The following is a 19,224-nucleotide window of genomic DNA, read 5'->3' as shown; positions in this document are numbered from 1 at the left end:
CAAGTTCAGGCGTATTTAGAATTTAAATAAGCGCGACATGACGCAGTCGTCAAACTTCATTAAAAAGTTTGCACATTCGCGAATACGAACTAGCGTCATACATCCACGCCACACCAAATGATTAATCAACACGCAAGAAGCGCTCTGCAAAGCGCTTTTTCGGGATTTTCATCGTCCCACGAACTTCCATGCCAAGTCATTAATTTACAATGGAATGTGCCAATGAAGTGATCTGAGTCAGCTATTTGATTAGCCCACGGAATTATTCTGTGATCTCTCTCTCCTGCATTGGAGTCACACAATGTCTGATTCACCCGGAAAACTAAGGCTTGGCGCACTGGTTGCACTCGTGGTGGGCTCGATGATTGGCGGTGGGATCTTCTCATTACCGCAAAACATGGCCGCCAGTGCCGATGTCGGCGCGGTGTTGATTGGCTGGGTGATTACCGCTATCGGCATGTTGACCCTCGCATTCGTGTTCCAGACCCTCGCCAACCGCAAGCCAAACCTGGACGGCGGTGTCTACGCCTACGCCAAGGCCGGCTTCGGCGACTACATGGGGTTCTCGTCCGCCTGGGGTTACTGGATCAGTGCCTGGCTGGGCAACGTCGGGTACTTCGTATTGCTGTTCAGCACCCTCGGTTACTTTTTCCCGATCTTTGGCGAAGGCAACACCCTCGCCGCCGTGATTGGCGCGTCGGTGTTGCTGTGGGCGGTGCATTTCCTGGTGCTGCGCGGGATCAAGGAAGCGGCGTTCATCAATCTGGTGACCACCGTCGCCAAGGTGGTGCCACTGGTGCTGTTCGTGTTGATCGCGCTGTTCGCGTTCAAGCTGGACATTTTCACCGCCGACATCTGGGGCGTGAAAAACCCGGACCTGGGCAGCGTGATGAACCAGGTGCGCAACATGATGCTGGTCACCGTGTGGGTGTTCATCGGTATCGAGGGAGCCAGCATCTTCTCGTCCCGGGCGGAAAAACGCAGCGACGTCGGCAAGGCTACCGTGATCGGTTTTATCACCGTGCTGCTGTTCCTGATGCTGGTGAACGTGCTGTCCCTGGGGATCATGACCCAGCCGGAACTGGCCAAGCTGCAGAACCCGTCGATGGCCGCCGTGCTGGAGCATGTGGTGGGCCACTGGGGCGCGGTGCTGATCAGCGTCGGCTTGATCATTTCCCTGCTGGGCGCGTTGCTCTCATGGGTGCTGCTGTGTGCGGAGATCATGTTCGCCGCCGCCAGGGACCACACCATGCCGGCGTTTCTGCGCCGCGAAAACGCCAACCACGTCCCGGTCAACGCCCTGTGGCTGACCAACGCGATGGTGCAACTGTTCCTGATCATCACGCTGTTTTCCGCCAGCACTTACCTGTCGCTGATCTACCTCGCCACCTCGATGATCCTGGTGCCCTACCTGTGGTCGGCGGCCTACGCCCTGCTGCTGGCGGTACGCGGCGAAACCTACGAGAACGCCTTCAAGGAGCGGCGCAAAGACCTGTTCATCGGCGCCCTCGCCCTGATCTATGCGATCTGGCTGCTCTACGCCGGCGGCACCAAATACCTGCTGCTTTCGGCCCTGCTCTACGCCCCCGGCGCGATCCTGTTCGCCAAGGCCAAGCGTGAACTGGGCAAACCGATATTCACCAACGTCGAGAAGCTGATTTTCACCGCAGTGGTCATTGGCGCCCTGGTGGCGGCCTATGGGCTCTACGACGGCTTCCTGACCCTGTAATTGTTGTTCACTGGAGGATCTGTAATGACCACGGAAAAAGTGAAATACGGCGTCCATTCCGAAGCCGGCAAACTGCGCAAAGTCATGGTGTGCTCCCCAGGCCTGGCCCATCAGCGGCTGACCCCCAACAACTGCGACGAACTGCTGTTCGATGACGTGCTCTGGGTGGCCCAGGCCAAGCGCGACCACTTCGACTTCGTCACCAAGATGCGCGAGCGGGACATTGATGTGCTGGAAATGCACAACCTGCTGACCGACATCGTCGCCATCCCCGAAGCCCTGGACTGGATTCTGCAGCGCAAGATCACCGCCAATACGGTTGGCCTGGGCCTGGTCGAAGAAGTCGGTTTCTGGCTGCGCAGCCTGGAGCCGCGCAAGATCACCGAGTTTCTGATCGGTGGCGTGTCGGCCGATGATCTGCCGAGCAGCTTCGGCGGCAGGACCATCGAGATGTTCCGCGACTTCCTCGGCCACGCCAGTTTCATCCTGCCGCCGCTGCCCAATACCCAGTTCACCCGCGACACCACCTGCTGGATCTACGGCGGCGTGACGCTCAACCCGATGTACTGGCCGGCGCGACGCCAGGAAACCCTGCTGGCCAGCGCCATCTATAAATTCCACCCGGAATTCACCAACGCCGACTTCCAGATCTGGTACGGCGACCCCGACCAGGACCACGGCGCCGCCACGCTGGAAGGCGGTGACGTAATGCCAATCGGAAACGGCGTGGTGTTGATCGGCATGGGCGAGCGTTCTTCGCACCAGGCGATTGGCCAACTGGCGCGCAATCTGTTCAAGAACAACGCGGTGGAACGGGTGATCGTCGCCGGCCTGCCCAAATCCCGCGCGGCGATGCACCTGGACACGGTATTCAGCTTCTGCGACCGCGACCTGGTCACCGTTTTCCCTGAAGTGGTCAACCAGATCGTGCCCTTCACCCTGCGCCCCGACGAGAGCAAGCCCCACGGTATCGATATCCAACGCGAGAAAACCAACTTCCTCGAGACCGTCGCCGCAGCGCTCAACCTCAAGGCCCTGCGTGTGGTCGAGACCGGCGGCAACAGCTTCGCCGCCGAACGCGAGCAGTGGGATGACGGCAACAACGTGGTGGCGGTGGAACCTGGCGTGGTGATCGGCTACGACCGCAACACCTACACCAATACCCTGCTGCGCAAGGCCGGGGTGGAAGTCATCACCATCAGCGCCGGTGAACTGGGCCGAGGCCGTGGCGGCGGCCACTGCATGACCTGCCCGATCATCCGCGACCCTATCGACTATTAAGGAGACTTCATCATGGCTTTCAATATGCGCAACCGCAGCCTGCTGTCGCTGATGCACCACACCACCCGCGAGCTGAACTACCTGCTGGACCTGTCCCGCGACCTCAAGCGCGCCAAGTACACCGGCACCGAGCGTGCGCACCTCAAAGGCAAGAACATCGCGCTGATCTTTGAAAAAACCTCGACCCGCACCCGTTGCGCGTTCGAAGTGGCGGCTCATGACCAGGGCGCCCACGTCACCTACATCGACCCGGTGTCGTCGCAGATCGGCCACAAGGAAAGCATGAAGGACACCGCCCGCGTACTGGGCCGCATGTTCGACGCCATCGAGTACCGTGGCTTTGCGCAGGAAATCGTCGAAGAGCTGGCCAAGTTCGCCGGCGTGCCGGTGTTCAACGGCCTCACCGCCGAATTCCACCCCACGCAAATGATCGCCGACACCCTGACCATGCGCGAGCACAGCGACAAGCCGCTGCACGACATCAGCTACGCCTACCTCGGGGATGCGCGCTACAACATGGGCAACTCGTTGCTGATGATCGGCGCCAAGCTCGGCATGGACGTGCGCATCGGCGCGCCAAAAGCGCTGTGGCCACACGACGACTTCATCAAGCAGTGCCAGGCCTTCGCTGAAGAAAGCGGCGCACGCATCACCATCACCGAAGACCCGGCCGAAGCGGTCAAGGGCGTGGACTTCATCCACACCGATATCTGGGTGTCCATGGGCGAACCGGTGGAAGCCTGGGACGAGCGTATCGAGCAACTGCTGCCGTACCAGGTCAACGCCAGGATGATGAAGGCCTCGGGCAACCCACGGGTGAAGTTCATGCATTGCCTGCCGGCGTTCCACAACAGCGAAACCAAGGTCGGCAAGGACATCGCCGCACGCTATCCGCACTTGGCCAATGGCGTGGAAGTGACCGAGGAAGTCTTCGAATCGCCGGCCAACATTGCCTTTGAGCAGGCGGAAAACCGCATGCACACCATCAAGGCGATCCTGGTGTCGGCGTTGGCGGATATCTAAACCCTGCTGCGATCACACTGTAGGAGCGAGCTTGCTCGCGAAAAACTCAAGGGCACCGCGTTCATTCAGAATGGGCGCGTTATCGTTGACCTCCTTCGCGAGCAAGCTCGCTCCTACACAGGATTGCGAGCTCTAGAAGGATTGCATTATGCGCATCGTCGTAGCCCTGGGCGGCAACGCCCTCCTGCGCCGTGGTGAACCCATGACCGCGGACAACCAACGCGCCAATATCCGCATCGCCACCGAGCAGATCGCCAAGATCCACGCCGGCAACGAGCTGGTGATCGCCCACGGCAATGGCCCGCAAGTCGGCCTGCTGTCGTTGCAGGCGGCGGCCTACACCAGCGTCTCGCCCTACCCGCTGGACGTGCTGGGCGCCGAAACCGAAGGCATGATCGGCTACATCATCGAACAGGAACTGGGCAACCTGCTGGACTTCGAAGTGCCGTTCGCCACCCTGCTTACCCAGGTTGAAGTGGACGCCAGGGACCCGGCGTTCCAGAACCCGACCAAACCCATCGGCCCGGTGTATACCAAAGCCGAAGCCGAAAAACTCGCCGCTGAAAAAGGCTGGGCGATTGCCCCGGATGGCGACAAATACCGCCGTGTGGTCGCCAGCCCCCGCCCGAAACGCATCTTTGAAATCCGCCCGATCAAGTGGCTGCTGGAAAAAAACGCCATCGTGATCTGCGCCGGCGGCGGCGGCATTCCGACGATGTATGGCGAAGACGGCAAGCTGCGCGGTATTGAAGCCGTGATTGATAAAGACTTGTGTTCATCCTTGCTGGCTTCGCAACTGGACGCCGACCTGCTGGTGATCGCCACCGACGTCAACGCCGCCTTTATCGACTACGGCAAGCCCACCCAGAAGGCCATCGGCCAGGCCCACCCGGACGAAATGGAAAAACTCGGCTTCGCCGCCGGCTCCATGGGGCCCAAGGTGCAAGCGGCCTGCGAGTTCGCCCGCCAGACTGGCAAAACCGCGGTGATCGGTTCACTCTCGGACATCGAAGCCATCGTCCAGGGCCACGCCGGCACCCGCATCAGCACGGCGACACCTGGCATCACCTATCTGTGAAGTAGAGGAGATTTGCCTATGGCCACCTTTGAACCGGGACACTTGCACGTCGAACGTCACGCACTCAACGAGCATGACTACAGCTACAACCTGTGCATCGACTATGAAGTCAGCCAGGACCCCAAGGAAGGCAAGGGCATGTTGTTCAAGCTGCACGGTTCGGTGCAGGGCAAGGACCTCAAGGAAGAGTTCTTCCTGCCCAAGGACCAGGCGTTCGACTTTGCCCGGCATGCGATGAACATCGCGCAGAAATACGGCATGCCGAAAATGGCCGTGCTGAACGGGTCGATGCACAAGCAGTACGACTTGATGTTCGAAGATGTGCGCCATCAGTTGGATGTGAAATCCGGCGACCCGGTCAAGCCCGAACACCTGGAATAACCCCAAGGCACTGACACAACACCATGCAAAAATGTGGGAGGGGGCTTGCCCCCGATGGCGGTGGCTCAGTGAAAGTTTTTTGGCTGACACACTGCTATCGGGGGCAAGCCCCCTCCCACATTTTTGATCTCCATCACCGCTCAGGCATACTTGCCGCCTCTGCTCCCCAGAATTGCAATCGCCCCATGCGTATCCACGTCAGCTTCATCGACCGCGTCGGCATCACCCAGGAAGTCCTGGCCCTGCTGGGTGGGCGCAACCTCAACCTGGATGCGGTGGAGATGGTGCCGCCCAACGTCTATATCGACGCACCGACCTTGAGCGCCGAGGTGCTCGAGGAACTGCGCGATGCGTTGTTCAGCGTGCAGGGCGTGCAGGCGGTGACGGTGGTCGACATCCTCCCCGGCCAGCGCCGCCACCTGCAACTCGACGCGCTGCTGGCGGCGATGACCGACCCGGTGCTGGCCCTGGACAGCGCGGGCACGATCCTGTTGGCCAACCCGGCGTTGATCGCTCTATACGGGCGGGAACCGGCCGGGGAAAGCATCGCCGAGCTGTTCAGTGACCCAGGGCTGCTGGACACCTTGCTGGAACATGGCTTTCGCCTGCCGTTGCGCGAGATCAGCGTCAACGGCCAGACCCTGTTGCTGGACGCCACGCCGATCACCGATGCCGGCGCGCTGCTCACCCTCTACCCGCCCAACCGCATCGGCGAGCAACTGTCGGCGCTGCACCACGACCATGCCGAAGGTTTCGACGCGCTGTTGGGCGAATCCCCGGTCATCCGCACCTTGAAGGCGCGCGCGCAACGCGTGGCGGCGCTGGATGCCCCGCTGTTGATCCAGGGCGAAACCGGCACCGGCAAAGAGTTGGTGGCGCGTGCCTGCCATGCGATCAGCGCCCGTCACAGTGCACCGTTCCTGGCACTGAACTGCGCCGCACTGCCGGAGAATCTGGCCGAAAGTGAATTGTTCGGGTACGCCCCCGGGGCCTTTACCGGCGCCCAGCGCGGCGGCAAGCCGGGGCTGATGGAGTTGGCCAACCAGGGCACGGTGTTCCTCGATGAAATCGGCGAAATGTCGCCGTACCTGCAGGCCAAGTTGCTGCGTTTTCTCAACGACGGCAGCTTTCGCCGGGTGGGCGGCGACCGTGAAGTGAAGGTCAATGTGCGCATCCTCAGCGCCACCCACCGCGACCTGGAAAAGATGGTCAGCGAAGGCACCTTTCGCGAAGACCTGTTCTACCGCCTCAACGTACTCAACGTTGAAGTACCGCCGTTGCGCGCACGCGGCCAGGACATCCTGCTGCTGGCGCGCTACTTCATGCAGCAGGCCTGCGCGCAGATCCAGCGCCCCATCTGCCGCCTGGCGCCCGGCACCTACCCGGCGCTGCTGGGCAACCGTTGGCCGGGCAACGTGCGCCAGTTGCAAAACGTGATCTTCCGCGCCGCCGCCATCTGTGAAAGCAGCCTGGTGGACATCGGCGACCTCGACATCGCCGGCACGTCCGTCGCCCGCCAGAGCGACGGCGAAATCGACAGCCTGGAACAAGCGGTGGAACACTTCGAGCGCGACCTGCTGGAAAAGCTCTACACCAGCTACCCCTCGACCCGCCAACTGGCCAGCCGCCTGCAAACCTCCCATACCGCGATTGCCCATCGTTTGCGCAAGTACGGCATTCCAAACAAGCCCTAGCTCCAAAAGTCAGCAGATTTAAATGTGGAATACAAACCCATGTGGGAGGGGGCTTGCCCCCGATTGCGGTGTGTCAGCCAACTTATCTTTCACTGACCCACTGCTATCGGGGGCAAGCCCCATCCCACATTTGAAAGGCATTCCAGGTTTTGGTCTGAGAACGACGTCCGCTGTCCTGAAATCGCTACAGCGTAACGATATCGCTACAACCCTGCTTTTCGCGCGCCATGCAAGGCTTTGATCCACATAGTCTTTTTTTCTCAGGCCGAACTGTAGCGAAATCGCTACAGTCAAAACCCACAGCATCACCACCCATTTTTATAACCTATTGTTTTGTAACACTTTAATGACCTTGGCCGCGATATTGCTAAGCAACTCCCCATTATCCCAATCCCGTCCACCAGACGAATCTGGCCCTGAGGAGTTTCCATGAGCGAGTTGCGTTTCACTGAAGATCACGAATGGCTGCGCGCCGAAGCCGATGGCAGCGTCACCGTGGGCATTACCGCTTTTGCGCAGAACGCGCTGGGTGATGTGGTTTTCGTGCAACTGCCTGAGCTGCAGGCCTACGACAAGGGCGCCGAAGCGTCCACCGTGGAATCGGTCAAGGCCGCCAGCGGCGTTTACATGCCCCTGGACGGTGAAGTCCTCGAAGTGAATGACAAACTCGATGGCAGCCCCGAACTGGTCAACGAAGACCCGATGGGCGAAGGTTGGTTCTTCCGCTTTAAACCAGCCGACGCCGATGCAGTGGCTAAGCTGTTGGATCAGGATGCGTACGACCGCCTGATCAAAGCCAACGCTGAAGCCTGAGGAGCGCGCCATGACCGTTAATCTGACCACCGCCAACGAATTCATCGCCCGCCACATCGGCCCGCGCCAGGAAGACGAGCAGCACATGCTCTCCAGCCTGGGTTTTGACTCCCTCGAAGCCCTGAGCGCCAGCGTGATCCCGGAAAGCATCAAGGGCACCAGCGTGCTCGGCCTGGAAGACGGCCTGAGCGAAGCCCAGGCCCTGGCCAGGATCAAGGCCATCGCCGGCCAGAACCAACTGTTCAAGACTTATATCGGCCAGGGCTACTACAACTGCCATACGCCGTCGCCGATCCTGCGTAACCTCCTGGAAAACCCGGCCTGGTACACCGCCTACACCCCGTACCAGCCGGAAATTTCCCAGGGCCGCCTGGAAGCGCTGCTGAACTTCCAGACCCTGATCAGCGACCTCACCGGCCTGCCGATCGCCAACGCCTCCTTGCTCGACGAAGCCACCGCCGCCGCAGAAGCCATGACCTTCTGCAAGCGCCTGAGCAAGAACAAAGGCAGCAACGCGTTCTTCGCCTCGGTGCACAGCCACCCGCAAACCCTCGACGTTCTGCGCACCCGCGCCGAGCCGCTGGGCATCGACGTGGTAGTGGGCGATGAGCGCGAACTGAGCGACGTCAGCGCATTCTTCGGCGCCCTGCTGCAATACCCGGCGAGCAACGGTGATGTGTTCGATTATCGCGAGTTGACCGAGCGCTTCCACGCCGCCAATGCGCTGGTCGCCGTGGCCGCCGACCTGCTGGCCCTGACCCTGCTGACCCCGCCGGGCGAGTTTGGCGCCGACGTGGCCATCGGCAGCGCGCAACGCTTCGGCGTGCCGTTGGGCTTTGGCGGCCCGCACGCGGCGTACTTCTCCACCAAGGATGCGTTCAAGCGCGACATGCCGGGCCGTCTGGTCGGTGTGTCGGTGGACCGTTTCGGCAAGCCGGCCCTGCGCCTGGCCATGCAGACCCGCGAGCAACATATCCGCCGCGAGAAAGCCACCAGCAACATCTGCACCGCCCAAGTGCTGCTGGCCAACATCGCCAGCATGTACGCCGTTTACCACGGCCCTGAAGGCCTGACCCAGATCGCCCAGCGCATTCACCAACTGACCGCGATCCTGGCCAAGGGCCTGACCGCCCTGGGCCTGAAGGTCGAGCAGGAACACTTCTTCGACACGATCACCCTCAACACCGGCGCAAACACTGCCGCCCTGCACGACAAGGCGCGCACCCAGCGCATCAATCTGCGTGTAGTGGACGACGAGCGCGTTGGCCTGTCGATCGACGAGACCACCACCCAGGCCGATATCGAAGCCCTGTGGACCATCTTCGCCGACGGCAAGGCCCTGCCCGCCTTTGCCGCCACCGAAAGCACCCTGCCGAGCGCCCTGCTGCGCCAGTCGCCGATCCTCAGCCACCCGGTGTTCAACCGTTACCATTCGGAAACCGAGCTGATGCGCTACCTGCGCAAACTGGCCGACAAGGACCTGGCGCTGGACCGAACCATGATCCCGCTGGGTTCGTGCACCATGAAACTCAACGCCGCCAGCGAAATGATCCCGGTGACCTGGGCCGAATTCGGTGCCCTGCACCCGTTCGCCCCGGCTGCACAAAGCGCCGGCTATCAGCAACTGACCAGCGAACTGGAGGCCATGCTCTGCGCGGCCACCGGTTACGACGCCATTTCCCTGCAACCGAACGCCGGTTCCCAGGGTGAATACGCCGGCCTCCTGGCGATCCGCGCCTACCACCAGAGCCGTGGCGAAGCGCGTCGCGACATCTGCCTGATCCCATCGTCGGCCCACGGCACCAACCCGGCGACCGCCAACATGGCCGGCATGCGCGTGGTGGTCACCGCCTGCGACGCACGAGGCAACGTCGACATCGAGGACCTGCGCGCCAAGGCCATCGAGCACCGCGAACACCTCGCTGCGCTGATGATCACCTACCCGTCCACCCACGGTGTGTTCGAGGAAGGCATTCGCGACATCTGCGCGATCATCCACGACAACGGCGGTCAGGTGTACATCGACGGTGCCAACATGAACGCCATGGTGGGCCTGTGCGCACCGGGCAAGTTCGGCGGCGACGTCTCCCACCTGAACCTGCACAAAACCTTCTGCATTCCCCACGGCGGTGGCGGCCCGGGCGTTGGCCCGATCGGCGTCAAGTCGCACCTCACGCCCTTCCTGCCAGGCCATGCGGCCATGGCGCGCAAGGAGGGCGCGGTGTGTGCCGCACCGTTCGGCAGCGCAAGCATTTTGCCGATCACCTGGATGTACATCAGCATGATGGGCGGCGCGGGCCTCAAGCGCGCGTCGCAGTTGGCGATCCTGAATGCCAACTACATCTCCCGTCGCCTGGAAGAGCACTACCCGGTGCTGTACACCGGCAGCAATGGCCTGGTCGCGCACGAATGCATCCTCGATCTGCGCCCGCTCAAGGACAGCAGCGGCATCAGCGTGGACGACGTGGCCAAGCGCCTGATCGACTTCGGCTTCCATGCGCCGACCATGTCGTTCCCGGTGGCCGGCACCTTGATGATCGAGCCGACCGAAAGTGAATCCAGGGAAGAACTGGACCGCTTCTGCGAGGCCATGATCGCCATTCGCGAAGAGATTCGCGCCGTGGAAAACGGCACCCTGGACAAGGACGACAACCCCCTCAAGAACGCCCCGCATACCGCAGCGGAACTGGTGGGCGAGTGGACGCACCCGTACAGCCGTGAACAGGCGGTGTACCCGGTAGCCTCGCTGATCGAAGGCAAGTACTGGCCGCCGGTGGGCCGGGTCGACAACGTGTTTGGCGATCGCAACCTGGTGTGTGCGTGCCCGTCGATCGAGAGCTACGCGTAACCCGCCTGACTGAAAGGGGTCAAAAAATCTGGGAGGGGCTTGCTCCCTCCCACACTTGACCGAGTCAGCCTCGAAAAATAAGTTTCAGGAGCTGAACATGTCCACCGAAACCCTGTTGAAAACCCCATTGCACGCCCTGCACCTCGAACTGGGCGCGCGCATGGTGCCCTTCGCCGGCTACGACATGCCGGTGCAATACCCGCTGGGCGTCATGAAAGAGCACCTGCACACCCGTGAACAGGCCGGCCTGTTCGATGTGTCGCACATGGGCCAGATCCGCCTGACCGGTGCCAATGCCGCCAAAGCCCTGGAAACCCTGGTGCCGGTAGATATCATCGACCTGCCGGTAGGCATGCAGCGCTACGCGATGTTCACCAACGAGCAGGGCGGCATTCTCGACGACCTGATGGTGGCCAACCTGGGCAACGACGAACTATTCCTGGTGGTCAATGCCGCCTGCAAGGACCAGGACCTGGCGCACCTGCGCCAGCACATCGGCGACCAGTGCAGCATCGAACCGTTGTTCGAAGCCCGCGCATTGCTGGCCCTGCAAGGCCCGGCGGCGGTAAAGGTGCTGGCGCGCCTGGCACCGCAAGTTACCCAGATGACGTTCATGCAATTCGCCACCCTGCGCCTGCTGGGTGTGGACTGCTACGTCAGCCGCTCCGGCTATACCGGTGAAGACGGTTTCGAAATTTCCGTACCGGCTGAAAATGCCGAGAGCCTGGCCCGCAGCCTGCTGGCCGAAGCCGAAGTGCAGGCGATCGGCCTGGGTGCGCGCGACTCCCTGCGCCTTGAGGCCGGCCTGTGCCTGTACGGGCATGACATGAACACCGAGACCACCCCAATCGAAGCCAGCCTGCTGTGGGCGATTTCCAAAGCGCGCCGTGCCGATGGCGCGCGTGCCGGCGACTTCCCCGGCGCAGACCGGATCTTCACCCAGCAGCAAACCGGGGTGAACCGCAAACGCGTCGGCCTGCTGCCCCAGGAACGCACTCCGGTACGTGAAGGCGCGCAAATCGTCGACGCAGAGGGCGCGGTGATTGGCAGTGTGTGCAGCGGTGGCTTTGGTCCCACGCTGGGCGGACCGTTGGCGATGGGTTACCTGGACAGCGCCTTTACCGCACTGGATACCGAGGTTTCTGCGCTGGTGCGTGGGAAAAAGGTGCCATTACGTGTAAGTAAAATGCCATTTGTACCGCAACGTTACTTCCGTGGCTGATAGATCGTTTCCATAAGTAACGCGGCTGCGTTACGTGCACTAAACTGTAACGCAGCCGCCATATAACAGTGCACAAGCGATAGTCTTTGTTATAGGGATTGCCCTATAACAAGTGAGCACGCCTATCGAATAAGCCGGCGTGAATTTATTCACCAAACTGTCATCAGCCCGAGCAAAACCGGGCTTTATGGCAGGGCTTGTTTTTTCCATATTAGTTGGCGTAGAGTTTGCCCACTGTGTTTGCATGGGTCGCTTGGAACCTGGACCTGGGCAGTAGCTGAAGTAGTAATGCTACAACCCGTTCGACGTCTCTTACTTTCCTGCAACCCAGCCCAGTACTCTTTCATGTGAAAGAGGCTGTCATTAATTTTTAGCGTCAAAGGAAAGAAGAAAATGGCTGAACGTCAGAGCGGTACCGTCAAGTGGTTCAACGACGAGAAAGGGTTTGGTTTTATCACTCCAGAAAGCGGTCCGGATCTGTTCGTGCATTTCCGCGCTATCCAGGGCAACGGCTTCAAGAGCCTGAAGGAAGGTCAGAAGGTCACCTTCGTGTCAGTGCAAGGCCAGAAAGGCCTGCAGGCTGACGAAGTACAAGCAGAAGGCTGATCCTTCCTGCGACAAAAAGCCCCTGATATGACATCAGGGGCTTTTTTATGGGCGTCATTGCGTAAACTGCACGTTTTCACCAGAGAGCCCTGCCATGCCCAAGCCCCTGTTGCGCCCCCAAGGCGAGTTCCCCGCCGTTGGCCTGGGCCGCCGCCTGGCAGCGATGTTCTATGATTTCCTGTTGTGCACCGCCCTGCTGATCGTCACCGCCTTTATCTACAAGCTGGTGTGGATCGCCTTCGTGGGTGAAGCGAAGATGCGCACACTCACCGAGTCCGGCGCACTGGACGGTGACCCATTGCTGTCGACGATCCTGCTGTTTGTGCTGTTCGGTTTTTTCGCCAAGTTCTGGACCCATTCCGGGCAGACCCTGGGCATGCAGGTGTGGGGCGTACGCGTGCAGAACGCTGACGGCACGCGCATCAGCCTGTGGCAGGCGTTGCTACGTTTTGTGGTGTCGATTGCGTCGTGGTTGTGCGTGGGACTGGGGTTTATCTGGTCGCTGTTCGACAAGCAAAAGCGCAGCTGGCATGACATCTATTCGGACACGCAACTGGTACGTATCCCCAAGCAAAAGAAGTAACCACCTGCCAAGTGAAGATCAAAATGTGGGAGGGGCGGTGCGACGATTCGACTTGCCCCCGATAGCGGTGGATCAGTCAAAATACAGGGTGACTGTCACACCGCCATCGGGGCATAGGTATCTACACAATTTTGGTGCGACACCGCCCCTGTGGCGAGGGAGCTAACGCGTATCTACCTGACGCTCCGAGGTCCAAATGTGGGAGGGGCGGTGCGACGATTCGACTTGCCCCCGATGGCGGCCTCGGGGCCGACCAGGATGTTGGATCAGACCGAGTACATATCCGTTTCTGCGGTAACGGCTGCTAATGGTTCCGCTTTTACAGCGGCTCACTTTTGAAAAGCGCAAAAGTAAGCAAAACGCTCTTGCCCCACCACTCGGCACCTCGCCTGGGCTCGGTGTGCCCTCTCTCTGGCTTGAATCCGTGGGCCGCCGCAATGGGCCATCCATGGCCCGGTGCGGCTAACCCGGCGTCCTGCCGGGTTACCCACGAATTCAAGCCTGCGTTCGGCCAGCGTGGTTTAACGGGGCGCCTGAGATCAAGATCAAAAGCAGGTCAAGATCAAGAGCGACTCGCTTCGCATCGTGGTTACGGTTGAGCGCTACAGAGTTGTGTAGATACCTATGGCCATCGGGGCAAGCCCCCTCCCACAGTTTTTACCCAGGCAGTCTTGAATCAGGCGTTACCGGCGAGCTTGAGGCGTGCAGCCTGGGTGAAGTCGAGCATGCGCTTGAGCGGCCGCACCGCCTGCGGGATCACCGACGGCTCGACGAATATCTCGTTACTGCCCTCGCGCAGGCACTGCAACGTGCGTTCCAGCGTATTCATCGCCATCCACGGGCAGTGCGCGCAACTGCGGCACGCGGCGCCGTTGCCGGCGGTAGGCGCTTCGATGAAGACTTTGTCCGGGCACAGCTGCTGCATCTTGTAGAAGATGCCGCGGTCGGTGGCGACAATGAACGTCTTGTTCGGCAGGCGCTGCGCTGCCGCAATCAACTGGCTGGTGGAACCGACGGCGTCCGCCAGCTCGATCACCGAGGTCGGCGATTCCGGGTGCACCAGGATCGCCGCGTCCGGGTACAGCGCTTTCATGTCTTCGAGCTGCTTGGACTTGAACTCTTCGTGGACAATGCAGGCACCGTCCCACAGCAGCATGTCGGCGCCGGTCTGGCGCTGGATGTAGGTGCCCAGGTGCTTGTCCGGGCCCCAGATAATCGTCTCGCCGTTGTCCATCAGGCTTTCGACGATCTCCAGCGCGCAACTGGACGTCACCACCCAATCGGCGCGGGCTTTGACCGCCGCCGAGGTATTGGCGTAGACCACCACCGTGCGCTCGGGGTGCTGGTCACAGAACGCGGAGAATTCATCCACCGGGCAACCCAGGTCCAGGGAGCAGGTCGCTTCCAGGGTCGGCATCAGGATACGTTTTTCCGGGGTCAGGATTTTCGCGGTTTCGCCCATGAACCGTACCCCCGCCACCAGCACGGTTTTGGCTGGGTGCGCGGCGCCGAAGCGCGCCATTTCCAGGGAGTCGGAAACACAACCGCCGGTCTCTTCGGCCAGCGCCTGAATCACCGGGTCGCAATAAAAGTGGGCAACCAGCACCGCGTCCTGAGCCTTGAGCTCGGCGGCGATGGCGGCACGCAGGCTCGCTTCCTCATCGGCACTGAGGGCCTTGGGCTGCTTGGCGTCGAGATGGGCTTGAACCAGTAGGCGTTCGGAAATGTGCGTCATGTTCGCAAGACCTGCAGGCGCAGTAGCGCGAAAGTCGAGTGTACCACCGGCTCTGGAGCCCTTCGGGCGCCGCCGGACGAAGTGTGTGTTCATCAAGCACGGGTAAAGCTGAAGCTGCGCAAGGCTACAGAATATCGAATGGATTCAAAAGCCTAATCTGGCAGTACGCGGGCATTTTGCGGGGGGAGTACGGCGGGTTCAAAGCCCCGCGAATACCGCTGATCCAACGGTACTCACAGGGCGGCACACCTGAAGCGTCAGGCAAACAGCTTCTGCACGTTGCTCATCGCATCATCGGCAAACCCTTGCAGGAACGCCTCGAACGCCGGCACGTCCTCCGGGCCGCCGGTATAGGGCTGGCCAATGATGGTCCAGGTCGCCAGGCTTTGATTCGCACCTTGCGGCTCCACTTGCATGACGGCCCACAGGTTGCCGATATTCAGCGAGGTGTAGATCAGCGACCAGGTCATGGTCATGCCTTCGTTGTCATGGCTGTTGAGTTGCTCGATCACCACATTGCCGTCCTTGAACAGCTTCTTGCGTACCGAGCGCACGCCCTCGCCGGTCATTTCGATGTGGGACAACGCCGGGATGAATTTGGCGAAACCGGAAAAGTCTCCGACGATATTCCACACGCTGCGCGCGTCGCCATTGACCGTGACGCTGGCGACCACAGGGTTGCCCACGGGGTTGCGTACCAGGGTATCGGGTTCAAAATGTTGCATGGGACAGCTCCTTTTTTTGCTTAGATGAAATCGATTTGCTTGAGGTAGTCGCAGCCTTTTTGCAGCAGCGCACTGTTTTTGGCCGGGTAGTCTTCACCCATGCTACGGATGCCTGAGAGCGCATTGTGGTACTCGATCATCGAGATATCGCCGATGTCCTCTTCAAAGCCATTGAGGTAAAAGCCGACGACACCGAATAACGCATTGTCACTGTCGATCGCCGACAGGCGCTGCTGCCATTGTGTCACCGGGACCATCTGGAAATCGTGACCAGCGGCGCGAAACGCCTCCAGGTAATGCGCCCAGCTCAAGGGCAGCGGGTTGTGCAGGTTGAAGACCGCCTTGGAGCGGTTATGCCGGCTGGCGTGAAACGCGATGAAGCGAGCCAGGAAGTCCACCGGCATCAGGTCGAAGTTCAGCGCCAGCTCAGGCACTTCCTTAAGCTGCAATGACCCCTTGAGCATCAGCATCAAGCGGTTCTGATGGGGCTGGCACACCCCGGTCCGCGTATTGAAGGCAATGTTTCCCGGACGATAGAGGTTCACCCACACCCCCGACTCACTGGCGTTCCACAAGATGCGCTCGGCCACCCACTTGGACAGGTTGTAGCCATTGCGAATGTAGATCGGCGGTGTGAACGCCGGTGGTTCTTCCAGCACGCGCCCCTGTGCATCCACCGTGCTGGACGCGGACAAGGTGGAGATGAAATTGAACACCTTCTTGCTGCGCCCCTCACACAGTTGCAGGCATTCCAGCACGGGCGTGACGTTGTCCTTGACCAGCGATTCATAGTCGAGCACGTGGTTGACGTTGGCCGCGTTATAGATCAACACGCCGTATTCACGGTCCAGCCACTCGTAGTCCGCTTCCGACAGGCCCAGGCGAGGCTGGCTGATATCGGCCGCCAACACCCGCACCCGGCTCAGGTCAAGGTGCTCGAGGCGGTTCTGAATCAACGCCTGTTCGAAACGCTGCTGAGCGCTCATCCCCCCCGACTCGCGCACCAGGCAGGCCACTTCGGTGCTGCCCAGTTCCAGCAGTGCTTCAACGATGTGCACACCCAGAAACCCGTTGGAGCCGGTGACGATGACTTTATGCAGGTTGCCCAGGCGGCTGATCGGCAATACGTCCAGCTCAGGCCGCAGCGTCGCGTCACGCAATGCCTGCGGGCTGACGGTGGCGGTGGCTTCGACGTCCTGGTCGATCAGGTTCGCGAGATTGATCAGCGTCGGCTGTTCGATAAAGCGGTTGATCGAAACCCCTTTGCCGAACATCTCGCGAATGCCCATGAGCATTTGCGACAGCAGGATCGAGTGGCCGCCGAGATTGAAAAAGCTGTCCTCCACGGAGATGTCGGCGCCGGGCATGTCCAGCAGGGTGGACCACAGCCCGAGCAACTGCTCCTGCGTGGGGTTCTGCGGTGCCTGACGCGGCCCTTGGGGTTTGTAGTTCACGGGCAGATTCTTCAAGGCCTTACGGTCGACTTTGCCGTTGGCCGTGGCCGGCAGGCGTTCCAGCAGGCAGTAAGCGCTGGGGCGCATGTAGTCGGGCAAGTGCTTGAGCGCGTAAGCCTGCAACTGTTCGCTGGCGGCGTGGCCGTCACCGCCGTGGGGCTGGGAGAAAAACGCGAGGATGCGCCGCTGCTGATCGATCACCACCGCCAGCTGACGGAACAACTGGCTCGATTGCAGCAAGTGTTCGATTTCTTCGGGCTCGACACGAAAACCGCGAATCTTCACCTGGTTATCCAGGCGTCCGATGATCTGGATGCCGTCCTCGGTCCAACGCGCCAGGTCGCCGGTGCGGTACAGGCGCAACCGTTGCCCGTCGGGCAATTCATGCAGGCGGTAACGCTCGGCGGTCATTTGCGCGGCGTCCAGATAACCCAGGCCCACCCCCGGCCCGGCGATATGGATCTCACCACTGCCGTTTTGCCCGACCGGCTGCCCCTGCTCATCGAGCAGGTAAATCGCGGTATTGGCAATCGGCACGCCGAGGTTGCGGTTATTGTCGCCTGCCTGGAACGTGCGGCACGTGGCAAGCACCGTGGTCTCGGTCGGGCCGTAAATGTTATGCAACTGGCAGTGCCCCACCAGTTGCTCGATGACATGGGGCTCGCACACATCGCCCCCCGTCACCAGATGCTGCAGGCCGTACAGCGATTCGAGCGCAAGGATGCTGAGCAAGGCCGGTGGCAGGAAGGCGTGAGTCACCTGCTCCTGCTCAATCAACTCGGCCAGCGCGACGGGATCGCGACGCTGGTCCTCGGTGGGGACGATCAGTTCGGCGCCCTGGATCAGCGTGGGGAAGATGTCCAGCAGCGAGGCATCGAAATTGATCGTGGAAAACTGCAACGCACGGCTGTGACGGTCCAGCTCCACATAGCGCGCATACCACGCGCAAAAGTGGCTCAGGTTGTCGACGCTCAGCAAGACCCCCTTGGGTTGCCCGGTGGTGCCCGAGGTATAGATCGCCACACAGGGCGCCGCCCCCGCCAACGGCACGCGCAGCAGACTCTGATCCGGCGCCAGGGCCACGCGGCTGTAGCCTTTGGCGCCATGGTGGAAGAAATCCAGGTGGCTGATGTCCAGGGTCGCCAGGCCCGCGAGCGGGTTGACGGCGTCGGTCTCCTGGATCAGCAAGCTGGCATTGGCATGCTTTAGGATCGCCCCACGACGCTCGGCAGGATGGTTCGGGTCGAGCGGCAGGTACACGGCGCCGCAGCCGATCACCGCCAGGATCGCTGCGTACAGTGCCGAGCCCTTGGGCAAGGAGATGCCGACCACGGTCAGCCCCCCGCCCTGCGCGTGAAGCAAAGGCTGCAAGCGCTCCTGGATGGCCACGCTGTAAGCATGCAGTTGCGCATAGGACATGCCGTGCCCATCGACTTTCAAGGCACTGCGCTCGGCATTGGCCAGCAGACTGTCGGCCAGGCGCTGGACGAAGGGTTGCCGGGCTTCCTGCAGCAACCCGAGGTTGGCAGTCGCATTGTGGCGATGCTGCCAGGCCAGTCGATCCAGCCGGGTCAGGCTCGACAGGCTGTCGAGCGCCTTGACCGGCTCACGCGGCGTCTCGAGGTAGTCGGCACTGCGCGAGTAGCGGCCAATGTGCACGCTGGCCATGTCCACCACTTGTGCGATGGCTTCCTGCATCAGGTCGGCGCCATTGCCGGCCGTGTCGGCATCGACTTCACGACGTCCCAGCGTCATCCAGTCGCCCTCCCCCGCACGCCACAGGCATTCAAGGTGCAAGGGCGCGAACACATCGCCGGCATCGTCGGACCGCATCCGTAAAGACAGATGGTGACACGCGGGATACTGAGGAAACCGCGTCGTGCTGGCGTCGTCGATCAGCAGGTCCGGAACCGGTAACCGGGCGTGCTCATTGGCGTTGTCAGTGGGCAGCAAAAGGGTGGTATGACCCATCTGCTGCAACTCTTGCGTAAGGCAGGCGAGCGCATGGCTGCGCCCGCACAGAACGATATCAAGATGTCTCATTGAAGTTCT

Annotated in this window: 14 protein-coding genes; 11 read left to right on the top strand and 3 right to left on the bottom strand. The window is 61.1% G+C overall.

Annotated features, from left to right (window positions below; genetic code table 11):
- The first annotated feature begins 301 nt into the window (after positions 1 to 301).
- The 11 genes from arcD to BFQ00_RS26240 all read left to right on the top strand — a co-directional run bounded on the left by arcD (position 302) and on the right by BFQ00_RS26240 (position 13,258).
- Positions 302 to 1,729, top strand: coding sequence for an arginine-ornithine antiporter (arcD, locus tag BFQ00_RS26290; protein ID WP_065887626.1), 1,428 nt, complete (start codon positions 302 to 304; stop codon positions 1,727 to 1,729).
- Positions 1,730 to 1,753: 24 nt separating this feature from the next.
- Positions 1,754 to 3,010 (top strand): arginine deiminase, encoded by a 1,257-nt coding sequence (gene arcA / locus BFQ00_RS26285; protein ID WP_065935173.1) that lies wholly within the window; start codon positions 1,754 to 1,756, stop codon positions 3,008 to 3,010.
- Positions 3,011 to 3,022: 12 nt separating this feature from the next.
- Entirely contained in the window at positions 3,023 to 4,033 is a 1,011-nt protein-coding gene (locus tag BFQ00_RS26280; protein ID WP_057723821.1) for an ornithine carbamoyltransferase, read from the top strand.
- A 148-nt stretch (positions 4,034 to 4,181) separates the two neighbouring features.
- Positions 4,182 to 5,111, top strand: a complete 930-nt coding sequence (gene arcC / locus BFQ00_RS26275) for a carbamate kinase (RefSeq protein WP_065887623.1) — start codon at positions 4,182 to 4,184, stop codon at positions 5,109 to 5,111.
- Positions 5,112 to 5,129: 18 nt separating this feature from the next.
- Positions 5,130 to 5,492, top strand: a complete 363-nt coding sequence (locus tag BFQ00_RS26270) for a DUF5064 family protein (protein ID WP_065895065.1) — start codon at positions 5,130 to 5,132, stop codon at positions 5,490 to 5,492.
- Between the two features lie 185 nt (positions 5,493 to 5,677).
- Positions 5,678 to 7,186, top strand: coding sequence for a sigma-54-dependent transcriptional regulator (locus tag BFQ00_RS26265; RefSeq protein ID WP_065935172.1), 1,509 nt, complete (start codon positions 5,678 to 5,680; stop codon positions 7,184 to 7,186).
- Positions 7,187 to 7,615: 429 nt separating this feature from the next.
- On the top strand, positions 7,616 to 7,999 hold the full coding sequence (gene gcvH / locus BFQ00_RS26260) for a glycine cleavage system protein GcvH (RefSeq protein ID WP_005790845.1): 384 nt from the start codon (positions 7,616 to 7,618) through the stop codon (positions 7,997 to 7,999).
- Between the two features lie 10 nt (positions 8,000 to 8,009).
- Complete coding sequence (gene gcvP, locus BFQ00_RS26255; protein ID WP_065935171.1) at positions 8,010 to 10,847, top strand: aminomethyl-transferring glycine dehydrogenase; 2,838 nt, start codon at positions 8,010 to 8,012, stop codon at positions 10,845 to 10,847.
- 97 nt (positions 10,848 to 10,944) lie between these two features.
- Positions 10,945 to 12,069 (top strand): glycine cleavage system aminomethyltransferase GcvT, encoded by a 1,125-nt coding sequence (gene gcvT / locus BFQ00_RS26250; protein ID WP_065935170.1) that lies wholly within the window; start codon positions 10,945 to 10,947, stop codon positions 12,067 to 12,069.
- 393 nt (positions 12,070 to 12,462) lie between these two features.
- The gene (locus BFQ00_RS26245) at positions 12,463 to 12,675 is read left to right on the top strand and encodes a cold-shock protein (protein ID WP_007253000.1); all 213 of its coding nucleotides are present in this window, start codon (positions 12,463 to 12,465) and stop codon (positions 12,673 to 12,675) included.
- Positions 12,676 to 12,769: 94 nt separating this feature from the next.
- Positions 12,770 to 13,258 carry an RDD family protein gene (locus BFQ00_RS26240; protein WP_065887617.1) on the top strand — a complete coding sequence of 163 codons (489 nt, stop codon included), beginning with the start codon at positions 12,770 to 12,772 and terminating at the stop codon, positions 13,256 to 13,258.
- Positions 13,259 to 13,934: 676 nt separating this feature from the next.
- On the opposite strand, the gene nadA is transcribed toward BFQ00_RS26240, so the two are convergent.
- From nadA to BFQ00_RS26225, 3 genes are all read right to left on the bottom strand, one after another.
- A complete protein-coding gene (nadA, locus tag BFQ00_RS26235) occupies positions 13,935 to 14,993 on the bottom strand; it encodes a quinolinate synthase NadA (RefSeq protein WP_065887616.1) in 1,059 nt (352 codons plus the stop codon).
- Positions 14,994 to 15,250: 257 nt separating this feature from the next.
- Entirely contained in the window at positions 15,251 to 15,718 is a 468-nt protein-coding gene (locus BFQ00_RS26230; RefSeq protein ID WP_065887615.1) for an SRPBCC family protein, read from the bottom strand.
- A 20-nt stretch (positions 15,719 to 15,738) separates the two neighbouring features.
- Positions 15,739 to 19,215, bottom strand: coding sequence for an amino acid adenylation domain-containing protein (locus tag BFQ00_RS26225; RefSeq protein WP_065935169.1), 3,477 nt, complete (start codon positions 19,213 to 19,215; stop codon positions 15,739 to 15,741).
- Positions 19,216 to 19,224 lie beyond the last annotated feature (9 nt).

It is taken from the genome of Pseudomonas sp. 28 E 9 (assembly GCF_900004785.1).
In the GTDB taxonomy this organism is placed as follows: domain Bacteria; phylum Pseudomonadota; class Gammaproteobacteria; order Pseudomonadales; family Pseudomonadaceae; genus Aquipseudomonas; species Aquipseudomonas orientalis_A.
The sequence above is the reverse complement of the archived record's forward strand: the minus strand, read 5'-3'. Positions and strand labels throughout refer to the sequence as shown.

Coding starts and splice junctions, on each gene's coding strand:
- BFQ00_RS26245 (WP_007253000.1), top strand. CDS start 12,463: ATGGCTGAACGTCAGAGCGGTACCGTCAAGTGGTTCAACGACGAGAAA.
- BFQ00_RS26270 (WP_065895065.1), top strand. CDS start 5,130: ATGGCCACCTTTGAACCGGGACACTTGCACGTCGAACGTCACGCACTC.
- gcvH (WP_005790845.1), top strand. CDS start 7,616: ATGAGCGAGTTGCGTTTCACTGAAGATCACGAATGGCTGCGCGCCGAA.
- BFQ00_RS26280 (WP_057723821.1), top strand. CDS start 3,023: ATGGCTTTCAATATGCGCAACCGCAGCCTGCTGTCGCTGATGCACCAC.
- gcvT (WP_065935170.1), top strand. CDS start 10,945: ATGTCCACCGAAACCCTGTTGAAAACCCCATTGCACGCCCTGCACCTC.
- arcA (WP_065935173.1), top strand. CDS start 1,754: ATGACCACGGAAAAAGTGAAATACGGCGTCCATTCCGAAGCCGGCAAA.
- arcD (WP_065887626.1), top strand. CDS start 302: ATGTCTGATTCACCCGGAAAACTAAGGCTTGGCGCACTGGTTGCACTC.
- arcC (WP_065887623.1), top strand. CDS start 4,182: ATGCGCATCGTCGTAGCCCTGGGCGGCAACGCCCTCCTGCGCCGTGGT.
- BFQ00_RS26225 (WP_065935169.1), bottom strand. CDS start 19,215: ATGAGACATCTTGATATCGTTCTGTGCGGGCGCAGCCATGCGCTCGCC.
- BFQ00_RS26230 (WP_065887615.1), bottom strand. CDS start 15,718: ATGCAACATTTTGAACCCGATACCCTGGTACGCAACCCCGTGGGCAAC.
- BFQ00_RS26240 (WP_065887617.1), top strand. CDS start 12,770: ATGCCCAAGCCCCTGTTGCGCCCCCAAGGCGAGTTCCCCGCCGTTGGC.
- gcvP (WP_065935171.1), top strand. CDS start 8,010: ATGACCGTTAATCTGACCACCGCCAACGAATTCATCGCCCGCCACATC.
- BFQ00_RS26265 (WP_065935172.1), top strand. CDS start 5,678: ATGCGTATCCACGTCAGCTTCATCGACCGCGTCGGCATCACCCAGGAA.
- nadA (WP_065887616.1), bottom strand. CDS start 14,993: ATGACGCACATTTCCGAACGCCTACTGGTTCAAGCCCATCTCGACGCC.